Genomic DNA, 21,792 nt, shown 5'->3' with positions numbered 1-21,792 from the left:
ATACTCAAGGAGAAAGTTGGGATTTGCGGATAGTTTCGATAAGCGGCACTCAGGTAACAGGAATCCTTTTGGGAAATAAAAAAATTCGACGAGTTAGGCGACTTCTTCGGATTGGTCTCCGGCTTCGGTCCCGGGGGGATCTCCGATCGTGAAATAGAAGCAGGCACCTTCTCCTATCTTTCCTTCCGCCCAGACTTTTCCCTTATACCGAGTTACAATTCGATTTACGATGGCCAAACCGACCCCGGTCCCATCGAAATCGTCCTGTCTGTGGAGCCTTTGGAATACTCCAAAAAGCCTGGAATAGTATTTCATATCGAATCCGGCGCCGTTGTCTTTCACGAAGAAGGTCTTTCCTCTCTCCGTTTCCGTCATTCCCACCTCTACCTTGGGGTGTTCCTTCTTGGAAGAATACTTCACGGCATTGGAGATCAGATTCTGTAAAACATAGGACATCAAGTCCTTGTCCGAGATCACTTCCGATAGGGGATGAATGACGATCTCTGCCTTGACCTCGGCTTGTTCTTTTAATTGGGAGACCACATTATTCGCTATTTCGGTCATATCGAATCTTACATTATGCGATTCTCTCTTGCCCACTCTGGAGAATTCCAAAAGATTATCGATGAGTCGTTCCATTCTCTGAGTGGACTCGGTCAGCACTTTTAAGAATCGATTTCCGTCCTCGTCCAAAACGGATCCGTAATCTTCTCTCAGCATTTCGGAATAACCGTATATGGCGCGTAACGGCGCTCTCAGATCGTGGGAAACGGAATATGAAAAAGCTTCCAGCTCCGAATTAGCATCCGCGAGTTCTGCGTTTTTTTGCTCGATCCATTGCATCGTCCTTTTTCGGTCCTCGGCTATAGAAAGAAGCGATTTTACTCGGGTGATAAGCTCCTCCGGATGGAAGGGCTTGAATAGATACTCGTCCGCTTTGGCCTCCCAGCCTCGGATCATCGCGTCCCTATGTGTTTGGGCCGTTAAAAGAATTACGACCGTCTTAGATAGATTCGGATCGGATTTGATTTCCCGACAAAGCTCTATCCCGTCCTTGACGGGCATCATCACATCGGAGAGAACCAAATCGGGAGACCAGGATCGTACGAGCGCTATTCCTTCCTCTCCGTTCTTAGCGGACATTACCGTACAAAAATCCTTCAATAAGGAAGAAATGTAGTCGGAGAGATCCGGATTGTCTTCGCACACGAGGACTCTTGCCGAAGAGGATGACGACCCTCCGTGTTCTACCGATTCTTTTTTAGGAGTTTGAAAATAATATAACGAGGTAGATCGAGGAGCCGCTTCTATTAAATCGGAAGAACCGGAAGTTTGGACCGGAATCTTAACGGTAAATGTGCTTCCGGATCCTATTCTACTCTTCACATCCACTTCCCCTCCGAGTAGTTCCGAAAATTCTTTTACCATCGCGAGGCCAAGTCCGGTACCTTCGAATCTGCGTGTGGAAGAGCCTTCTAATTGATGGAAGCTTCGGAATAATTTAGGGATATCTTCTTCCGAAATCCCGATTCCGGAGTCGGAAACGGAAAGAGTAAGCATATTGTCGTTCAGAATCAAACTTACGGTAATGTTTCCGGAGGAAGGGGTGAATTTTATGGCGTTCGAGAGTAAGTTAAAAAGAATCCTTTCGAATAGGTAACGATCGATTCGAACTCCGATAGACTCTGGCTTGATTTCACTTCGGATGGCGATTCCTTTTTCATGGGTCGAAGGGATGAAATCCTTGAGGATGGAAGAAGTCAATTTTGCGATATCCAGGGATTCCAATTCCACGGTCATCTTACCGGATTCTACTTTAGAAAAATCCAATATGCTATTGACTAATTGGAGCAATCTTACCGAGTTATTGTGGATCGTTTTGAGAAAATCGGATTGCTGAACAGGGATGTCTCCGTATTTACCGGAAAGAATGGACTCCAAGGGAGCAAGAATCAGAGACAGGGGAGTTCTGAGCTCGTGAGAGACGTTAGCGAAGAATTCGTTCTTAATTTGCTCCGCCTCTCTGAGCTTCCGGTTTGTCTGCTGTAATTGTTCGGAGCGCCTTAGGATTTCGCTTTCCATCTGGCGGGTGCGATTCCGGAGCTCTTCGGTGATTTTAATCTCTTCCGATCTTTTTCGATTCAATTGTACGAATTCGGTTACGTCCTCCACTTGGTGGACGATATAAGCGACTTTTCCATTTTCACCCAGAATGGGAGTGTTCAAGGGACTCCAGAATTTTTCCCTAAATCCTCCGCCCTCCGACTCCGGGAGTTGGATATCGTATTTCTGGACCGCCATCGCGTCAGGGGTCTTCGTGCTTATGACCCTTAAAAGGGACTCTTTGAGATTGCTGACACCGTCGGCATTCGGATCGTCCGGATTATCCGGAAAAACTTCGAAAATTCCTCTGCCTAAAATCTCGGATCTTTTGGTAAGAGTGGCGGCTAGATATGCGTTACTCACTGCAGCGATTTTCAGATTTGAATCTAGAATAAGATATAGGCCGGGAACGGATTCGAAAAGTAATTGAAAATTTGTGCCAGAACGATCGGAAGTTTCCATTGCAAAAAAAAACGGTCTCCGTTTGAACGGATTCCGATTTTTCAGAGGACTCGTTCGATTAGAGAAGAATTCAGCGACGAATTAAATTAACTTCTTTCCGAATTCCTTCAACTAAATTACGGATTTTTTGCCAAGGATATCAACGGGCCGGTCCGGCTTTACGTAGGAGCTGAAGAATGCTTATGCCGCCTGAGACGCGAGTAAATGCGGCGAAACCTCCCATCATCGCGCCGCTTAGTCCGGGAGAAGCCGCGTCGGATCCGGTAAGAGTCAGATTTTCTATGGGAGTTTTCGGGGAGAACCAAGGAGACTTGGCTTCTTTAAACCTTTCGGGGACGCTCGCTAATCCGTAGATCGTGCCCCGCTGGTGACGGGTGAAATGTTCCGTAGTAAGAGGGGTAGAAAGTTCCGAATATTCGATCAATTGGGAGAATCCGGGATATCTTTCTTCAACGTACAAAAGAAGCCTGTCGATTAATTCTTTCTTTTTCCGGGCGTATTTATCGTCTCTTTCTTTCCAGGTTTGATTTTTCCATTCTTCGAAGGCGCGATAGTCGCAAAAGGCGATGATTTCCGCGGTATGAGCATGGGCCTTAGGATCCTTTAGGGAAGGGAAGGAAAGATAGACTCCGGGAATTTTGCCTCCTTCCGTCCATTTATAACCGTCCGAGAAATTCTTATCATGATCGAAAGAAGAATAGATCCAGTGATTCTCTCCTTGAAACCCCAATTTTCGAGGGTCGTCTTTTAAACCCAGATAGAGAGTGACGTTGGAAATAAGGGGATAGGCCTTAGAGAAGGAGTCCAAGTTCTGACGAAAAGAGATGAGAACGGATTCGGGTAAGAGCTTTAGATAAGTATTATAAGCCCCGGCATTGGATACGATATGATCCGCGTAATAGATCTCTTCTTCGATTTTTCCGGATTCCTCGGATTTGCGTTTATTAATCACGCGAACTCCGACCGCCTTTCCGTCCTTCACTAAAATCTCCGAAACTTGACGGGAAAGGGCGATTCTTCCCCCATGCTCCTTTAAAATTTCCTGGACCGCTTGGGCGATTTGTCCCGAGCCTCCTACCGGATAAAAGCCTCCATGGAGATAATGGGAGACTATAAGAGAATGAATGGCAAAGGAACTAATATGAGGAGGTAGTCCGTAATCCCCCCATTGGGAGCAGAGAATCGCTTTCAGCTTCGGATCTTTAAAATTAGAATCCAGATATTCACCCGTGGTGACGAGGGCGGAGGAAGCGCCGATCAAATCGATTGCGGCGCCGAAGGTATCCAAAAAGGGAGGAAGTGCTTTCAGCATCATATGCCTTCCATGCCAAGAAGAAACTTTTCGGACGTCCTGGAAATATCTGCGGATGGAATCGGATTCGTGAGGAAAAGAATGGATTAAATCTTCTTGATATAGCTTCGGATCGTTTCGGACGGAAAAGCTAAAATCCGGATAAACGAATTTTTCGAAGATTTCCGGCATGGGAGCCCAATCCACTTTGCCTCCGGTAACCAAATCGAAGATGCGGCGTAGGGGAGAATCTGGGGCCATATCACCTACGTAATGAATCCCCACATCCCAAAGAAACTTTCCTTCCCTCTTGAAAACATGAGTAAAGCCTCCGGCCTTAAAATGTTGCTCGAGTAGAAGGACTTTTTTGTTTCCGAACTGGGAAAGGAGGGAACCGACGGTTAGTGCCCCCATACCTGAGCCGATGATGACGATGTCGAAATCGCGATTTTCCATAGGGAGCTTGTTTCTATCCTTTAATGGATAAAGGAAGGAAGCATCAGAAATCAGATTCCGTTCTCGGAAAAAACCAATCTAAATTTTTCACTCTGTCCCTTGAAGATTTTCGGGCCGTTTGTCTCGAAAAAAAGGAGTAATGATATCTTTCGAAATGGCGAAAAAGAGAGACCAGCGAAAGCACTGAGTCTTAACTCACATACTCATGTCGAAATTGACAGAAAAAGGGCAAATTCGCTTGACCATTTCGCCTAACTTGCGGAATTTTTTTTTGCCCACTGGGACTCAAGGGGCGAAGCTACGTACAGGCTCCTTCATTTTTAACTATACAAATATTTAGCTATTTCGTAGGATTAGGGCATGACCAATCGCATCCATGTCCTCCGGATTTGGGAAAACGGCCGCTCGTATGCGGCGATTTCCTTCCCTTACGATTCCGAATTAATCACTCGAATTAAGAATATTCGAAATTCCTTTTGGGATTCATCCAAGAGAATCTGGAAAATTCCCTTTTCCGAATCCAATCTTTCCGAATTCATCCGGGAATACGGAGAATGCATCGATACCGAACCGGAAATTCTTCTCATGCCGTTAAAAACGGAGATGGTACGGAGAAATTATAGCAAAAAGACCCAGAGAACCTACATTCTATATAATAAAGCGCTTATCCGAAATATCGGAAAGCATCCTTACCGGATCCGAGACTATGAAATTAGAGAGTATCTGGATGGCCTTTACGAGAAAGGTCTAGCTTCGGTATCGATTCGTCTGATTTTACAGGCTGTAAAATTCTATTATAAAATCATCATAAGAAAAGATATTCTTAAGAATTATCCTTTACCAAAAAAAGAGAAGAGGATCCCCGAGTCCTTGAGTAGGGAAGAAGTACGGAGAATCCTTTCTTCTCTAAGCAATCCGAAGCATAGATTACTATTGCAGATTTGCTATGGATCCGGACTTAGAGTCAGCGAGGTCATCGGATTGAGAGGGACCGATATAGATTGGGAAAGAAAATCGATCCGGATTCGGCAGGGAAAAGGGAAGAAGGACAGATTCTCTCTTTTGCCCGGGCAATGTATTGAGGGCCTAAAGAGTGTGATCGATAGGAACGGGCCAAGGTCTTGGATCTTTCCCGGAATGAAGACCGGATCGGCCCTTAGTGTTCGTTCCGCGGAAAATATTTTTCATCTCGCAAAATCCAAGGCGAAGGTCGCCAAAGACGTCTCGATCCACGATCTTAGACACGCATTTGCAATTCACCTTCTGGAGAATGGTACCTCAATTAAACTCATCCAAACTCTCTTGGGTCATGCTTCGGTCAAGACTACGGAGATCTACGCCAGGATCGTCAATCCGTCAGTCGCTAAGATTAAAAGCCCGCTGGATGAGATTTAGTACGTGCCATTATCACGCAACTTCGGCAACCCTGGCTTCTGGGGCTATAGCACGCTTATTCAGAAATTCTCAGTTAAGCGAAATTCCGCCGGATTTCGTTTTTTTATTTTTCGAAGCTCGGAAGCGTGCGGATTTGGTTCTAAAACATAGGTAATTATTCAGAGTTTTAGCGCTCCCCAATGCCAGCTGGTGCCGTGCCAGGGTATTGCATCTTGGTATTTATGCGCCTTGCGGAAGCTCATGTTTACATTTTATCCAATCCCGAAGGGGAGCGCGATTCTTTGGCATTAGGGAATTTCATACTATTGGACTTTCGTCCAAGTAGTGAAATTGTATTAAATTGCAGTGTGTTTGAGGCGTAACTTCGCTTAACTGCCAACTTGCCGCATCGCTTCGGGCTTGCTTCGCAACCCTTGCTTGGCCTTCGGCACATTTTGCGTCTGTCACTCGCCTTGCAGAGCAAGTCTCGTGCCATTGCAAAACGTCGGCAAGCCAACGTCGTTGTGCGAAAGGCAGAGCGCCAAGACTTTACAGAATAAAAATAAATTCTTAACCCCGCCCCCAAGAGCGCCCGACATCCGTGTCGGGCTTAAAAAACTAAAAAACATGTAAAACCCTTGACTCTGTACTATAGTACAGAGATTATATTGTTGGACAGGAGGTAGTTAAATGAATACCTATAAAATTGGCGGAAGTAAATATTGAAACTATCCGGTTTTATGAAAGAAAAGAATTAATAAAACCATTAGAAAGGCTTGAATCTGGGTACCGCATATTTTCCGAAGATACTGTAAAAAGGTTAAGATTTATAAAAAGTGCAAAGCAACTTGGTTTTACTTTAAAAGAAATATCCGAATTATTAAATTTACAGGTTTCTAATAAAAATACCTGTAACGCGGTAAATAAAAAAGCTAAAATTAAAATTGATGAAATTCAGAATAAGATTACTATGCTCAAAAAAATGAAAAAAATTCTTTATGACTTATCTTTATCATGCAGTGAAAAAAAACTTACGGTAGATTGCCCAATTTTGGCCGCACTGAATGACTGAAGCAAGCCTTAAACATCTATTTCCTTTCTTTGCTGACTCAAAAAACGCAAAATATTCATTTTTTTTTGTAACCCTGTAGTATGTAGAGGGTTGTCTAAATAGTAAATAGAACTTTAAAGGAGATTTATTATGGATAAAAAGAAAAACACTGGAACATACATTGGTGCAGGAGTATTCACGGCAGTAGCAGCATCACTTTGCTGCATTACACCTGTATTGGCTCTTATTTCAGGAGCGTCAGGAGTGGCATCTACATTTTCGTGGATGGAACCAGCAAGACCTTATCTAATCGGTATCACTGTTTTGGTGTTGGGTTTTGCTTGGTATCAGAAACTCAAACCACGAACAGCCGAAGAAATTCAATGTGATTGCGAAGAAGACGAAAAGAAACCCTTTATGCAGACCAAAACATTCTTGGGAATTGTAACCGTATTTGCAGCCTTGATGCTCGCTTTTCCGAACTACGCACACATTTTCTATCCTTCAAACGACAACAAGGAAGTTGTAATCGTCAATGCTTCTGACATCCAAACGGTAACTTTTGATGTAAAAGGAATGACTTGCAATGGTTGTGCTTCACACGTAGAAAATGATGTGAACAAATTGCCAGGCATTGTTAAGGTAGATGCGATTTATGAAGAAGCGACTGCCAAAGTAGAATTTGACCAAACCAAAGTGAGTCTTGCTCAAATTGAAGAAGCCATCAACGGTACAGGTTACAAAGTGGTTGGCAAGAAATAGTATTTTTTTGCCCCTCGTATTTAAGAACTTAATTAAATAATTATACTATGAAAAAGAATTTAATTCTATTGAGTGCTTTGTTCCTAATTGGAATTGCTCAGCTTAATGCTCAATGTTGCAAACCGACTGACAGTAAAGCACAAACAGCAAATACAAACCAGCAAGAAGGTAAAACCCTGAAATTGAAAATAACGGGAATGACTTGTGCAGGTTGCTCCAACCACATTTCAAATGCCCTCAAAGAAGTGGACGGCATTATTGAACACAAAGTGGAATATCCAGGCGATTTGGCAACTATCCAGTACGACCCAAGCAAAACAAATCCTGAAGCTATCATAAAAGTAATTGAAAAAACAGGTTATAAAGCCGAAATCATTAAAGAAAATTCTAAATAATATGAAAACTGTAAAATTAATTTTAGGCATTGTTACTATCGGGATGATAGTAGCTAGTTGTAATAAAGAAGTACAGGAACCGGAAGTAAAACCAACAAATTCTTCAACTCCCGGTACTAATTCTTCCACCCCAACAGGTACTTCGACCATTTCTTACACAGATTTGAGTGCGGAACAAAGCACCATTGCAATTGGGGCAACCACAAAAGTAACAGCTACAGCAACAGGAGATGGTCTTTCTTATATCTGGAGTGTATCAGATGGCGATATTATAGGAAGTAAAGCATGTTTGCAGTAAAACCCCAAATAGAAAACTTATGAAAAATCAACGAAAATATATTGACGGTCAATTAAACGACATTCTTTTTTCTGAATTTAAGATAAAGAATAGCGATTTTATTTTACGAATATTTCAAGAATTGATGCTAGGCAGTTCTATATCTAAAAACAGATTTTATAAACTAATAAAAGTGTCCAAAGATAAAGCGGACGCTATTTTGAATAAACTGGGCGAAACCGATGTACAAGGAAATATTATTGCATTTTCTGGTCTATCTACAGTTCCTACCAAACATCGCTTTATTGTAAATGGTAAGATGTTATACACATGGTGTGTAGTAGATGCCATTCTGTTTGCTGAATGGTTAGGTGTAGAAGCCAATGTTCATTCAACTGACCCGATTGATAACTCTCCCATCGAATTACAAATAAACGGAGGTCAGCTATTATGGACAACTCCTTATCCTTTATTTATTTCTTGGTTAGAATCTGTTGACACCTGCAATATTAAAGGGTCGCTATGTAATCACGTTTCATTTTTTGCAAGCGAAAGAACAGCAAAACAATGGTTAAAAAATAATCCTGATGGAAAAATATTGACGCTTGAGGATTTCTTTGAGCCTAAAAACATAGGAATGAAATGTTGTTAAGTATAGTCCTAAATAAATTAAAAAAATAAGATGAAAGAAGAAAAAATAAAATTGGAAATTGCAGGTATGACCTGCGACCATTGTGCCACAGGAATAAAAAAAATGCTTTCACAAAATGAGGGTGTTAAAGAAGCCAATGTGAGCTACCCAAAAGCTACTTGTGAATGTTCTTTTGACCCTACCAAAACAAGTAAAGAAGAAATCATCAATACCATTAACGGCACAAAAAACTATCGTGTAAAAAGTGAAATTTCTGAAAATGGAAATAGTAGGAATAATCAATTTGATTTAATAATTATCGGTGGTGGTTCGGCTGCATTTTCGGCAGCTATCAAAGCCGAAAGTTTAGGTTTATCGACCTTAATGGTAAACGGTGGTTTGGACTTTGGCGGTACTTGTGTCAACGTGGGTTGTGTGCCTTCTAAAAATCTTATTCGTGCAGGCGAGTCGGCTTATCACGCTACACATTCCAACTTTGAAGGCATCAAGCCAAAAGGAGTTGATATTGATTTCGCTCAAATCATCAAAGACAAGAAAAAATTAGTAGCCACACTTCAAGAGAAAAAATATATGGATGTGGTAAGCGATTTTGAAAACTTGACTATGCTAAAAGGTTGGGCAACTTTCAAAGACAATAAAATCATTGAAGTTGACGGCAAGGAATACAAAGCCTTCAAATTTTTAATTGCTGCGGGAGCTACGACCAACATTCCGACTATTGAAGGATTGGACAAAATTGACTACTTGACCAACGTTTCCCTTTTCGACTTGGAAGAAAAACCCGAAAGCTTGACCATTATGGGAGCAGGTTACATAGGTTTGGAAATTGCAATGGCGTACAATCGTTTAGGCGTTAAAGTCCGAATCATTGAATTTACCGACCGTGTTCTACGGACACAAACCCCAGACATCAGTGAAGCATTGGAAACCCAAATGCGAAAAGAAGGCATTGAAATCTTACCTAATTTCAGAGCCGTGAAATTCGAGAAACAAGGGAATGAAACCATCATTCACTGTAAATGTCCTGACGGTTCATTTACGCAAATTATAGAAAAAGGTAAGGTAGTAATTGCCACAGGCACAAAAGCCAATACAAGCCAATTAGGGTTAGATAACATTGGTTTGGAACTCACCAAAAGCGGACATATCGCTGTAAATGAAAAAATGGAAACCAATCTACCTAACATTTACGCAGCAGGTGACGTAACCAACACCCCTGCATTTGTTTATACAGCCGCTTTTGAAGGTAAAATTGCCGTTGAAAATGCGTTCTCAGGAACAGATAATAAAGCCGATTATTCTTCTTTACCTTGGGTGGTGTTTACTGACCCACAAATTGCAGGGGCAGGTTTAGATGAAGCACAGGCAGAATCAAAAGGCATTCCGTTTGAAGTGTCAAAATTGGAATTGAAAGACGTACCGAGAGCCATAGCAGCCAACGACACAAGGGGTTTCATCAAACTCATTCGTAACTCGGAAACTGACAAACTTATAGGTGCAAGAGTAGTCGCACCCGAAGGTGGAGAACTCATACAACAATTAAGTATGGCAATCAAATACGGAATAATGGTGAAAGACTTAGCAGACAGTTTCTACCCTTATTTGACTTTGGGAGAAGGCATCAAATTAGCAGCTATAACGTTCGGAAAGGATGTATCAAAACTGAGTTGCTGTGCCAGCTAACAATCAAATAATCGAACCGCTTTCGCACCTCCTGTGCTACAGCGGTTAAGAGGGGGCGGGGTTAAGAATTTGGAAAAAAAATCAGAAGAGGCGCTCTGCCCATCGCACAACTGCCGCTAACCACTTCGCTTCGGGACTTGCGCCCTCGCTCGGCCTTCGGCACATAGGCTTTTGGCACTCCTCTTGCTTACGCAAGCCTCGTGCCAATCCCTAACGCCTCTACGAGGCTCAGGGCCAGCCTACGTCGGTTAGCTAGTTCGTTAAGCGAAATTCCGCCGGATTTTGTTTTTTTATTTTTAGAAGCTCGGAAGCGTGCGGATTCGGTTCTAAAACATAGGAAATTTTTCAGAGTTTTAGCGCTCCCCAATGCGAGCTGGTGCCGTCGCCAGGGATTGCATCTTGATATTTAAGCGTCCTGCGGAAGCTTATGGTTCCATTTTATCCAATCCCGAAAGGGGAGCGCGATACTTTGGAATAAGGGAATTTCATACTATTGGACTTTCGTCCAAGTAGTGAAATTGAATTAAATTGCAACGTGTTTGAGGCGTAACTTCGCTTAACTGCCAACTTGCCGCATCGCTTCGGGCTTGCTTCGCAACCCTTGCTTGGCCTTCGGCACATTGGCTCCAGTCACGACTTTTGCTTGGCAAAAGGTCGCGCCTGGCTCTAACGCCTCTTCGAGGCTCAGAGTCGCCAACGTCGGCAAGCCAACGTCGTTAAGCAAAATTCCGCCGGAATTTGTTTTCATATTTTTAGAAGCTCGGAAGTGTGTGGATTCATTTGCTAAGCATAGTAAATCTTGTAGCTTTAGAGCGCTCCCCAATGTAAGCTGGTGCCGTTGCCAGGGTATTGCATCTCGGTATTTATGCGCCTTGCGGAAGCTCATGTTTACATTTGATCCAATCCCGAAAGGGGAGCGCGATCTTTCAGTGTTAGTAAATTTGGATACTATTGGACTCTTATCCAGATAGCAAAATATATTAAATTGCATCGTATTTGAGGCGGAACTTCGCTTAACTTTCGCCTCTGCTGCTGCGCTTCGAGCTCGCTAACGCGACTCTCGCTCCGGCCTTCGGCACATTTTGCTACTGTCACTTCGTTTGCAGGGCAAACTCGTGCCAACGCAAAACGTCAGCAAGGCTCGGTCGTTATACGCAATGGAGAAATTATATGGATAATCAAAATATCAGAATTACTGCTTGGTATTTAAATCCAGATCGAATCTCGCAATTACTAGGGACTGTAAATGTGGTAAATGCGGCTAATAGCCTACTTAGCGTTACCGGGACAGTAAGCCCTCTCTCGCCAGCGAGTATAAGCCGAAATTTGTTGAAAGAAGAGTTAGAAAAGTATATCTCATGTAGCAATTTTCCCTCTTATGAGGAATTGTTAGTCAAAGGCAAAATATCGAATGGTTCTATATTTCAAATATATCATCACTTTTACTGCTCAGGACTAGCTAAATATAAGAAACAATATAAAGATTTGCCTGTCGATGCAGTTGCAGAAATTCATACAAAAATTGAATTTGATAATAATAGGAAATTGAGAATTTTATATCATCCCGGAAAATTAATGACCGATTCAGCTTGGGGTAGGCTTTCTGGAAATTCTAGATTATATTCATTAGCTTACATTGAATCAGTAGAAAAAAACGAAGTAAAGGCAAGACCATATATTATAGGTGATCTTCATGTTGACGAAGGCAAAGCAACAATGATTTCTCCTATATTTGATTATGGGGAGTTGTCGATAGGATCAATTGATTCATTCGCCAAAGTTTTTGATGTAACCGATAAAGAGACAACGAGACCTGTTTTGACGAAATTAAAATCGATTCCAGAGAAAGATATAAAGCATGCATTCGCAGAAATAATCGGAGAAAATACTGTACCAAAAGATTGGGGAGGCGAAAAATCAGACTTATTCTCTAGCAATGTTACGTTTAAAAAGAGCAAAACGCCGACAGCATTTCTTTTCAAAGGACCAGCGAACTTCAGCCCGATGACTCTAAAACACCTCGGGAAAAATTCTGACCAAATTGATCGTCTTTTTTCTGAGCCAGTAAAAATAGCAATTATTCAACATTGCCATGAGATAACGCCGCAAGTTAGAAGTTTAATGCGTGCATATGCGTCACGAATACATGATCTAAAATATTTCTCTATTATCGATGGCTATGATACTATTAGATTGTTGAAAGCCTATAATAAACTAGGTTTTTAACGTCTCCACTGCGTATAACTTTCGGCTTGGCGTTACGCTTCGGGTCGCTTTACGCGCCCTCGCTCCAGGCTTCGCCACATTTCGCTTTGTCACTCGTCTTGCAAAGCAAGTCTCGCGCCAAGTGCTAACGCACTCGCGAAACGTCGCCAACCCTTGGTCGTTATGCGAAATAAGCTACAAATTTATTTTAACAAGTAAATATAGAAATTGGGTATATGATTTTCCCTGACAATTTACATATTAAATTGAATTGTAAAAATTCAATGAATCTTGAAGAAATCATTATTCAGTTTGAAGTCTTTTCTGGAAGTAAGAACTCTTATTCTATTTTGTTTCCAAAAACCAAAAGAAACGGTGAGGCCATATTAGATAAAATTGATTTTGTAGAACAATTTAATAGTCATTTTGAAATTGGATTAATGGACTATAATGGAACTATTGAAACGGCGAATCCTATAGTAGAAGTTTCATTATTTAATCCAAAGAGGATAAAGAATCAGAAAGATCAGATTATGGCCCTTCCACTGACGAGTTATGAAAGGAAATATTGGAAGAATGCGAAAGAAAGATATGACTATTTGATTTCTTGTAGAAACAATAAATTTAAAGCCGATTTAATTAAAGTCAATATTGAAGAAACTAAATTAATTAATTTCGGAATTGGTAGAAGATTTTTTGCTTAATAGACGCTTACTTCGCATAACTATCGGTGCTTCCGCAGCGCTTCGAGCTTGCTTACGCAACTCTCGCTTGGGCTACGCCACATTTGCTTCAGTCACTTCGTTTGCATGAGCAAACTCGTGCCATCGCAAACGTCGGAACACCTTGGTCGTTAGGCGAAATGATATAATTATATGGTAAGAGAATATAATGGCACTTCATGAAAAATCACTTCTAGATTTATTCAAAAAACTATCAAAATCAACGCTCGATAGATCTAAAGAATACGAAAGAAAGTTTAATAAAATAATTAAGGATGACGATTGGTCTTTTATTATAAAATCTCAGGCCGTTTTGGAGTCATCGGTTTTAAATTTACTAATTGCAAAATCTGGGGATCAAAAATTCGAAAAGTATTTTAATAGACTTTCGCTTAATGCAAAAGTTGAATTATTAAAAGATTTAGACTTGTGTTCAAATAGTATTAAAAGATATATCCAATCAATTTCGCAACTTAGGAATAGATTAGCTCATGATCCCGAGGAAATTTCTTTTTCATTTAAAAAGTTGATTAAAAACATGAGTCCAAGTGATAAAAAAAACTTCATTAATTCATTCAATATTAACAATGAGAATCCTCTGAGTGAAGAGTTTAAGAAACTGATTCTTTCAAAAACAAAATCAGCAATTTATCTAAATACAATTACCATCATTGTGCTTTTTTCATTTGAACGTGAACGCTTGATTTTAGAACGAGAAATGATGTCAATGCAGATCGATGAATCTGAAAAATTGTTAAAAAAATGGATGCCTAATTTATTTGCGAATTAATATCACTTCGCCTAACTATCGGCTCTGACGCAGCGCTTCGAGATGCTTGCGCACTCTCGCTTGGCCTCCGGCACATTTCGCTTTGTCACTCTTTTTGCTGAGCAAAACTCGCGCCAAGTCCTTACGGACTCGCGAAACGTCGTCAAGCCTTGGTCGTTAGACGCAAAAGCTTAATTAAAATAATTTACTATATAAATAAGGAAAGCAACCAGAGTTATGAAAAAGAAAATATTTCAAGTCGTAGGTATAATTTATTTTGGTTTATACTTTGTCCATTGCGTAACAGCATCTACAAGAACTAACGCAGTAAATACTAATGGACCAGCAGTAGGCAAATTTCATATTAAGTACCAATCTACGGATGCTCAACAAAGCATATTTGCGAAAATGTTATCAGTGAAGTTGAAGAAAATCGGTCTCAGTGAGAGTAAAGAAAATCCCGATTATTATTTTAATTTGACTGCCTCGGTGTCCCAGAAAGGTAACTTGAGACATGGCGTTGCTAATGCGATTGGAAGTAATATGGCAACAATAAATGTATTGGTAGTTCCTCTTTTTATGAAATCTTTGAGTATTACGATTACCGATAAAAAGCAATCAATACTTTGGACAGGTAATGTGATAGAAGATGAAACGGAATGTGGTCTTTTAGGGGTGACAATGCCGGAATTACTTACAGCTATTTTTGAAAATTATCCTTCGGATTTATTGAATAAAAAGAGAACATTTTTCTGGGGGAATTCCGAAGTAGGTGAAATAAAAGATCATTTTCCGAATATGGATTGGTCATGTAACTAACATCCATATTTTTTTATTAATTAAGCTTCAGCGTCTAACTGTCGGCTCTGACGCAGCGCTTCAGGATTGCTTCGCAACCTTCGCTTGGCCTCCGGCACATTTCGCTTTGTCACTCGTTTTGCTGAGCAAAACTCGTGCCAAGTGCTTACGCACTCGCGAAACGTCGTCAAGCCTTGGTCGTTAGTCGCAATGATGGAATAATTAAAATTATGAATAAAAGAAATAAAATTTTCTTGTTTATCGCGTTATTGATCTTTGCAATCTCAATCTTTCTTTTTGGACCTAATAATTTGATCGAGTACTATCATGCACTGCGTGGTAGAAAAACAGTAGAAATGGTTTTAAATAATATAGGAAGTCGGGTTGATTTAAAATATTCGGAATTGTTTATCGAGAAAGGTGCTTCTTATCCGCCGAGTCAACTCATGTTAATTGCCTATAAGCAGAATCGTCGTTTAGAATTATGGACGAAATCAAAAGGAAGATATATTCATATTCAATCTTTTGATATATTAGGTGTTAGCGGTCAATTAGGACCTAAATTAATTGAGGGTGATCGGCAAATACCTGAGGGAATTTATAAAGTCATTGGATTAAATCCAAACAGCCATTATCATCTTTCTTTAAAATTAGATTATCCAAATCAGTTCGATAAAGCGAAAGCTTTGATTGATGGTCGTACAGAACTTGGTGGTAATATATTTATCCATGGGGATACAGCATCGATTGGTTGTTTGGCAATGGGCGATGAAGTAGCTGAGGATTTGTTTGTTTTAACCGCACGAGCTGGAAAGGAAAATGTAAATATAGTAATTTCCCCCAATGATAAAGTTACTTTGGTAGAAAATCTAAACTATCCGAGTTGGACCGCAGAACTATATAGAAATATACGAAATACATTGAATGAGACAGGAATAAAATCATCATTCTAATGTTCCATCACTGCGACTAACTATCGGTGCTTCCGCTTCGCTTCGAGCTTGCTAACGCAACTCTCGCTCGGGCTTCGCCACATTTGCTTCTGTCACTTCGTTTGCAGAGCAAACTCGTGCCATCGCAAACGTCGGAACACCTTGGTCGTTAAGCAAAATTCCGCCGGAAGTTGTTTTATTATTTTTAGAAGCTCGGAAGCATGTGGATTCATTTAGTAAGCATAGTAAATCTTGTAGCTTTAGAGCGCTCCCCAATGTAAGCTGGTGCCGTCGCCAGGGTATTGCATCTCGGTATTTATGCGCCTTGCGGAAGCTCATGTTTACATTTGATCCAATCCCGAAAGGGGAGCGCGATTCTTTGGCGCTAGTAAATTTGGATACTATTGGACTTTTGTCCAGATAGCAAAATATATTAAATTGCATCGTATTTGAGGCGGAACTTCGCTTAACTTTCGCCTCTGCTGCTGCGCTTCGAGCTCGCTAACGCGACTCTCGCTCCGGGCTAACGCCACATTTTGCTACTGTCACTGCGCTTGCATTCGCAAACTTGTGCCAGCGCAAAACGTCAGCAAGGCTCGGTCGTTAGCCGACATATCAAGGAAATAATATGCAAAACAGTTATACTCAACTTTTGGAACAATATTTAAAAGAAATTCGCGCCTATCAGGATCTAAATAAACCGCAGCCTTCATCACCTGCCAAGGAGCACCTTGAAAGATTCCGTCTTTTTCTAGCGGACTATGAAAGAATCCTAAAAACAGCTTTGAGACACGATATTGATGATGGGATAGTGGGAGGTTTATTGAATTATTGAGGAAGTATTTCCTCCTTGATTGGGGAGTTGACTGGGCTATTTACCGGCTTAGGTGGGAATGTGGCTGAGATATATGGACGTTTATCAAATTTCGTAAATTTAATCTATTCTTATAATAATTCACCATTGCAGGGGCAGCCACCATTTTTACAATTAGCAGCCTTTGTATTAAGTCTAGATGCTGAGAAAGTTGATTTAAAAGAAATTCAAGATTTGTCGAGTGATCTTAAAACTAAAGTTACTCAAGCAAATGAATTAATTGATTCATTAAGAGTAGAAGCATCAAAAGTTACTACTGCAACGTTTGCAAAAATATTTGGTGCTGAAGCAGAGAAATATTCAAGCTCAAAGATAGAATTTGTCGATTTACTTAAATTTTGGAAGAATAAGTTTTTTGGAGCAGCGGAGAAATGGTTGTTCTTTTTTTCTCTTAACTTAATCGGAATTGTCATAGTAATACTAAAATTTGATATTGATTATTCTCTTTTAATATTTGATGAATATAGCTTTCTTGAAGTTTTACCGGATATTTTCAAGAAAGTTGCTATTTTAGCAATTTTGTTATACCTAGCCCGTTTCTCGCTAAAGAACTATGGAATTAATAAAGTTTTATATACTGCAAATTCACATAGAAGAAATGTTTTAGATTCATTTCGCTTGTTGTATGACTCTATTCCATCAGAAGACAACGGGAGCAAGGCTAAATTTCTTGAAGAAGTTGCTCGAAGTATCTACACATTGGGTAGTAATCCATATTCATCTTTAAATAAGGATGAGAAGCTTAGTATAAATGCATTAACTGAGGCTTTGAAATTAGTTAAAAAATAGAGAGCCCCTTGATACGTCGGCTAACTGTCGGCTCTGACGCTGCGTTTCGGGATTGCTGCGCAACCCTCACTTGGCCTTCGGCACATTTCGCTTTGTCACTCGCCTTGCGGAGCAAGTCTCATGCCAAGTCCTTCGGACTCGCGAAACGTCGTCAAGCCTTGGTCGTTAGACGCAATGCAGTTGAAATTAATATTATTAGGAAAGAAAATATGGCTACAAAAGTAAACAAATCTGAAGAACTCATAGAAGAAATAAAAGCTGTTTTCGATTCTTTAATTGAGAGAAGTAAGCAGGGAATATATTCACTCACTAAAGAAGAAATATTAGATATCATAAACGATCCTGATTCCTATAGCTATGTTATTACTGCTTTGGAAGAGTCGGGTAGAGTTGAAAAAAAAGTTCGACGAACTGGTGGAATCGATATTAAGAGGGGGCAAGGTCTGAGTATCACGGAAGGGCTTAATGCTGCTAATATTACTAAGATAAAGAATTATCTTAAACAATACGATTTTGAAGCAAGTACGCTAAAGCTTAAAGAAAACGAGCTATATAAACCACTTAATGATTTTTTATTGTCTTTAGAAAGATATACTATTGTTGAGAATCGGTCAGAAAAAATCACAGGCAAGAAATGGGAAAATGCAGATTTAGTAGCAGTTACGACTTACCAATTACTTTTTCACGCAGGTTTGTTTCCGAAATTGACTGCCTTTGAAGTTAAACCTACTTACCCTAATATCACTCACATTCAACAAACGGCAAGTTACTTAAGATATTGTCAGGAATCATACCTCTGCTTTTTTGATTCTCAGTACCGAGGGAAACTTGTTCAAGACTTAATCTCAAAGCTAACAGATGATGGAATATTGGATCTTGTGAGTTCCTTCGAAATTGGTTTGATAGTAGCTTATAGGCCTCAAAGTCAAGGAAAGACCATTCAATTTCAGATTCTCAGAGAAGCACCGACATTGGATTTACATCCTTTACATGTAGAACAGGGGATGAAATTGCTCCTTAGCGAAGACAATATTAATCGTTTAAAGAAAGATACCCAAACTCAGATTAATAGTATTCGTTAAAGCAACTGCACTGCGTCTAACTATCGGCTTGTCGCTGCGCTTCGAGATGCTTCGCACTCTCGCTTGGCCTCCGGCACATTTCGCTTTGTCACTCGCCTTGCAGAGCAAGTCTCGTGCCAAGTCCTTCGGACTCGCGAAACGTCGTCAAGCCTTGGTCGTTATGCGACATTTCACAAAAAACTTGATCAAGAAGATAAAACTCATTCCGTGAGGTAAAAATATATGGGACTAGTTATTCATTCACTCGAAAATTTGCCCACTTCTGCAAAAAGAAACTATTTCATATATTTGTTGGATTACGGTTGGGAAGAGCCTATAGGAAAGACATTGAGGAAGAATTTCGATAAGATGGCTAATCTTGCTGCGAAAAATAAAGCAGTAATTGTAAAAGGAACTGAGTTAGGGCATTTTAGTAATGAAGTTTTTTCATGGCACCGAATCAATGGCCTCGATGCTAAGGATCTATTACCAGGTCTATTAATAACTAACAAACATCCGAATTTCTTTCGAGACTCCGCGGATGATTTGAAGAAGCGAAATTCAATTTTGCTATCTTCAGAATCAGATGATTTAAAACTTATTTTGATACCTTTCAAAAAGTTTTGTAAGAATGAGACTGAGGCGATTGCATTAATTGAAAAGGTATTTGAAGATATTATTGAGCAAAAAGATCTCGTAGATTTCACAATCTCGAAGGATGTAAAGAAAGGAATTGGCGGAGCGATATTTGACTCATTAATATTAGAACCTAATTTTAATGGCTTTGGGTTTAGCTTTAAGAAATTCATAGAATATTTTAAAACTGGTTAACGGAATTTGAGCAATATTACTAAACCTAAAAAGCGTTTTAAATTGTGAGAAACAATTATGAAACGTCGCATAACTGTCGGCTCTGACGCTGCGCTTCAGGATCGCTTCGCGACCTTCGCTTGGCCTGCGGCACATTTCGCTTTGTCACTCGTCTTGCAGAGCAAGCCTCGCGCCAAGTCCTTCGGACTCGCGAAACGTCGTCAAGCCTTGGTCGTTAAGCGAAATTCCGCCGGATTTTGTTTTTTTATTTTTAGAAGCTCGGAAGCGTGCGGATTTGGTTCTAAAACATAGGAAATTTTCCAGAGTTTTAGCGCTCCCCAATGGAGGCTGGTGCCGTCGCCAGGCTGTGCATCTTGGTATTTGAGCGTCCTGCGGAAGTATATGGTTTCATTTTATCCAATCCCGAAAGGGGAGCGCGATACTTTGGAATAAGGGAATTTAATACTATTGGACTTTCGTCCAAGTAGTGAAATTGAATTAAATTGCAACGTGTTTGAGGCGTAACTTCGCTTAACTGCCAACTTGCCGCATCGCTTCGGGCTTGCTTCGCAACCCTTGCTTGGCCTTCGGCACATTTTGCTTCTGTCACTCGCCTTGCAGGGCAAGTCTCGTGCCATTGCAAAACGTCGGCAAGCCAACGTCGTTAGCCGCAATGATTCTCGATACTTAGCCAGTATAATGAATAAAAAACGCCAAAAAGATTTAGAGTATTCGTTTTTACCAGAGGACTATTTAAAAAGAGCATTTCATTGTCTGAAAACTGGTAAAAGAGATCATATGTTCTATGCTGCCTTTGAGCTTCGCTGTGGAATTGAAGCTCGTTTACGCGAGCATATATCCAATATGGCTAATGTAGCTAAGCACATCAAAAAGGGCTGGCAAATTGCCATACTTGGGAAGGAGATTGAGAGAGTCTTTTCAAATATAGATAAGGTTTCTATTCTTATAATTGAACTCGATGACGGATACGAACCCTTGAGACTACTATATACCCCTGTGTCTAGGAGATTACAAGAAATAGGTAAAAGATTGGGCGATTACCTTCATGTGCAGAAAATTGAGCATAGTATCAAAGATCCATGGTGGAAGGAAATGAAGGATTTGTTAATAGAAGGAGGTGAACATTTGCTTATAGCAAATGCGGGAACTCTATTGTGTCCGCCTCTTTTTAACCCAGTTACATTAGAGGGTCAGTTTTCTGCCCGAGTTACTATAAAGGAAGGAAAGAGAATTAGTTTAAGGCTTAAAAAAGGAAAGATTGCGAAAAATAACATTCGAATTGAAGAGCTAAGTTTTCAAGAGATGTTGTCAATTTATCAAAATCAAAAAAGACCATTTAAATCTTTATGAGAAGCAAGAATCACTGCGGCTAACTATCGGCTTGGCGTTACGCTTCGGGATGCTTGCGCACCCTCGCTCCAGGCTTCGCCACATTTCGCTTTGTCACTCGCCTTGCAAAAGCAAGTCTCGCGCCAAGTCCTTCGGACTCGCGAAACGTCGTCAAGCCTTGGTCGTTAAGCGAAATTCCGCCGGATTTTGTTTTTTTATTTTTTGAAGCTCGGAGGCGTGCGGATTTGGTTCTAAAACATAGATAATTTTTCAGAGTGTAAGCGCTCCCCAATGGAGCTGGTGCCGTCGCCAGGGATTGCATCTTGGTATTTGAGCGTCCTGCGGAAGTTTATGGTTCCATTTTATCCAATCCCGAAAGGGGAGCGCGATACTTTGGGGCTAGTAAATTTGGATGCTATTGGACTTTCGTCCAAGTAGTGAAATTGAATTAAATTGCAATGTGTTTGAGGCGTAACTTCGCTTAACTGCCAACTTGCCGCATCGCTTCGGGCTTGCTTCGCAACCCTTGCTTGGCCTTCGGCTACATTGGCTCCAGTCACGACTTTTGCTTGGCAAAAGGTCGCGCCTGGCTCTAACGCCTCTTCGAGGCTCAGAGTCGCGAACGTCGTCAAGCCTTGGTCGTTAAGCGAAATTCCGCCGGATTTTGTTTTTTATTTTTTGAAGCTCGGATGCGTGCGGCCTTGGTTCTCAAAACATAGAAAATTTTTCAGAGTTTTAGCGCTCCCCAATGCGAGCTGGTGCCGTCGCCAGGGATTGCATCTTGATATTTAAGCGTCCTGCGGAAGCTTATGGTTCCATTTTATCCAATCCCGAAAGGGGAGCGCGATACTTTGGAATAAGGGAATTTCATACTATTGGACTTTCGTCCAAGTAGTGAAATTGAATTAAATTGCAGTGTGTTTGAGGCGTAACTTCGCTTAACTGCCAACTTGCCGCATCGCTTCGGGCTTGCTTC

21 protein-coding genes are annotated in these 21,792 nt (G+C 40.7%); 17 read left to right on the top strand and 4 right to left on the bottom strand.

The window, feature by feature from the left end:
- Window positions 1–93: 93 nt before the first annotated feature.
- Window positions 94–2,565 (bottom strand): hybrid sensor histidine kinase/response regulator, encoded by a 2,472-nt coding sequence (locus LEP1GSC061_RS10630; protein ID WP_016545703.1) that lies wholly within the window; start codon window positions 2,563–2,565, stop codon window positions 94–96.
- 139 nt (window positions 2,566–2,704) lie between these two features.
- Window positions 2,705–4,312, bottom strand: coding sequence for a phytoene desaturase family protein (locus LEP1GSC061_RS10625; protein WP_016545687.1), 1,608 nt, complete (start codon window positions 4,310–4,312; stop codon window positions 2,705–2,707).
- 360 nt (window positions 4,313–4,672) lie between these two features.
- Here LEP1GSC061_RS10625 and LEP1GSC061_RS10620 point away from each other — a divergent pair, with 360 nt between their 5' ends.
- The 7 genes from LEP1GSC061_RS10620 to merA all read left to right on the top strand — a co-directional run bounded on the left by LEP1GSC061_RS10620 (window position 4,673) and on the right by merA (window position 10,506).
- On the top strand, window positions 4,673–5,707 hold the full coding sequence (locus tag LEP1GSC061_RS10620; RefSeq protein ID WP_016545713.1) for a tyrosine-type recombinase/integrase: 1,035 nt from the start codon (window positions 4,673–4,675) through the stop codon (window positions 5,705–5,707).
- 685 nt (window positions 5,708–6,392) lie between these two features.
- Window positions 6,393–6,758, top strand: a complete 366-nt coding sequence (locus tag LEP1GSC061_RS10615) for a MerR family DNA-binding protein (protein WP_198014262.1) — start codon at window positions 6,393–6,395, stop codon at window positions 6,756–6,758.
- Window positions 6,759–6,887: 129 nt separating this feature from the next.
- Window positions 6,888–7,499: a mercuric transport protein MerTP gene (gene merTP, locus LEP1GSC061_RS10610; protein WP_040508536.1), complete on the top strand. Its 612-nt coding sequence runs from the start codon at window positions 6,888–6,890 to the stop codon at window positions 7,497–7,499.
- Between the two features lie 47 nt (window positions 7,500–7,546).
- On the top strand, window positions 7,547–7,894 hold the full coding sequence (locus tag LEP1GSC061_RS10605) for a heavy-metal-associated domain-containing protein (RefSeq protein ID WP_040508535.1): 348 nt from the start codon (window positions 7,547–7,549) through the stop codon (window positions 7,892–7,894).
- Between the two features lies 1 nt (window position 7,895).
- Window positions 7,896–8,192, top strand: coding sequence for a hypothetical protein (locus LEP1GSC061_RS10600; protein ID WP_040508533.1), 297 nt, complete (start codon window positions 7,896–7,898; stop codon window positions 8,190–8,192).
- Between the two features lie 19 nt (window positions 8,193–8,211).
- Window positions 8,212–8,823: an organomercurial lyase gene (merB, locus tag LEP1GSC061_RS10595; RefSeq protein ID WP_016545527.1), complete on the top strand. Its 612-nt coding sequence runs from the start codon at window positions 8,212–8,214 to the stop codon at window positions 8,821–8,823.
- Between the two features lie 30 nt (window positions 8,824–8,853).
- Window positions 8,854–10,506, top strand: coding sequence for a mercury(II) reductase (gene merA / locus LEP1GSC061_RS10590; RefSeq protein WP_040508532.1), 1,653 nt, complete (start codon window positions 8,854–8,856; stop codon window positions 10,504–10,506).
- Between the two features lie 556 nt (window positions 10,507–11,062).
- On the opposite strand, the gene LEP1GSC061_RS10585 is transcribed toward merA, so the two are convergent.
- Window positions 11,063–11,254: a hypothetical protein gene (locus LEP1GSC061_RS10585; protein WP_156844545.1), complete on the bottom strand. Its 192-nt coding sequence runs from the start codon at window positions 11,252–11,254 to the stop codon at window positions 11,063–11,065.
- Between the two features lie 422 nt (window positions 11,255–11,676).
- Here LEP1GSC061_RS10585 and LEP1GSC061_RS10580 point away from each other — a divergent pair, with 422 nt between their 5' ends.
- From LEP1GSC061_RS10580 to LEP1GSC061_RS10560, 5 genes are all read left to right on the top strand, one after another.
- Window positions 11,677–12,732, top strand: a complete 1,056-nt coding sequence (locus LEP1GSC061_RS10580) for a hypothetical protein (protein ID WP_016545659.1) — start codon at window positions 11,677–11,679, stop codon at window positions 12,730–12,732.
- 263 nt (window positions 12,733–12,995) lie between these two features.
- Window positions 12,996–13,415, top strand: coding sequence for a hypothetical protein (locus tag LEP1GSC061_RS10575; protein WP_156844544.1), 420 nt, complete (start codon window positions 12,996–12,998; stop codon window positions 13,413–13,415).
- A 187-nt stretch (window positions 13,416–13,602) separates the two neighbouring features.
- Window positions 13,603–14,223: a hypothetical protein gene (locus tag LEP1GSC061_RS10570; protein WP_040508528.1), complete on the top strand. Its 621-nt coding sequence runs from the start codon at window positions 13,603–13,605 to the stop codon at window positions 14,221–14,223.
- 216 nt (window positions 14,224–14,439) lie between these two features.
- Complete coding sequence (locus tag LEP1GSC061_RS10565) at window positions 14,440–15,021, top strand: DUF4136 domain-containing protein (protein ID WP_040508527.1); 582 nt, start codon at window positions 14,440–14,442, stop codon at window positions 15,019–15,021.
- 209 nt (window positions 15,022–15,230) lie between these two features.
- Window positions 15,231–15,953 carry a L,D-transpeptidase family protein gene (locus LEP1GSC061_RS10560; RefSeq protein WP_016545512.1) on the top strand — a complete coding sequence of 241 codons (723 nt, stop codon included), beginning with the start codon at window positions 15,231–15,233 and terminating at the stop codon, window positions 15,951–15,953.
- Window positions 15,954–15,969: 16 nt separating this feature from the next.
- Here the strand turns inward: LEP1GSC061_RS10560 and LEP1GSC061_RS22125 are convergent, their stop codons facing one another.
- Window positions 15,970–16,065 (bottom strand): TraY domain-containing protein, encoded by a 96-nt coding sequence (locus LEP1GSC061_RS22125; protein ID WP_156844543.1) that lies wholly within the window; start codon window positions 16,063–16,065, stop codon window positions 15,970–15,972.
- 495 nt (window positions 16,066–16,560) lie between these two features.
- On the opposite strand from LEP1GSC061_RS22125, the gene LEP1GSC061_RS10555 reads away from it, so the two are divergent.
- The 5 genes from LEP1GSC061_RS10555 (at window position 16,561) to LEP1GSC061_RS10535 (ending at window position 20,837) form a co-directional block, all read left to right on the top strand.
- Window positions 16,561–16,767 carry a hypothetical protein gene (locus tag LEP1GSC061_RS10555; RefSeq protein WP_016545435.1) on the top strand — a complete coding sequence of 69 codons (207 nt, stop codon included), beginning with the start codon at window positions 16,561–16,563 and terminating at the stop codon, window positions 16,765–16,767.
- 15 nt (window positions 16,768–16,782) lie between these two features.
- Complete coding sequence (locus tag LEP1GSC061_RS10550; RefSeq protein WP_016545514.1) at window positions 16,783–17,595, top strand: hypothetical protein; 813 nt, start codon at window positions 16,783–16,785, stop codon at window positions 17,593–17,595.
- Window positions 17,596–17,804: 209 nt separating this feature from the next.
- Window positions 17,805–18,677 (top strand): hypothetical protein, encoded by an 873-nt coding sequence (locus LEP1GSC061_RS10545; RefSeq protein ID WP_016545752.1) that lies wholly within the window; start codon window positions 17,805–17,807, stop codon window positions 18,675–18,677.
- Window positions 18,678–18,899: 222 nt separating this feature from the next.
- A complete protein-coding gene (locus LEP1GSC061_RS10540) occupies window positions 18,900–19,487 on the top strand; it encodes a hypothetical protein (protein WP_040508525.1) in 588 nt (195 codons plus the stop codon).
- A gap of 678 nt (window positions 19,488–20,165) precedes the next feature.
- Window positions 20,166–20,837 carry a hypothetical protein gene (locus tag LEP1GSC061_RS10535; protein WP_040507426.1) on the top strand — a complete coding sequence of 224 codons (672 nt, stop codon included), beginning with the start codon at window positions 20,166–20,168 and terminating at the stop codon, window positions 20,835–20,837.
- Window positions 20,838–21,792 lie beyond the last annotated feature (955 nt).

It is taken from the genome of Leptospira wolffii serovar Khorat str. Khorat-H2, from assembly GCF_000306115.2.
Taxonomy (GTDB): domain Bacteria; phylum Spirochaetota; class Leptospiria; order Leptospirales; family Leptospiraceae; genus Leptospira_B; species Leptospira_B wolffii.
The sequence above is the reverse complement of the archived record's forward strand: the minus strand, read 5'-3'. Positions and strand labels throughout refer to the sequence as shown.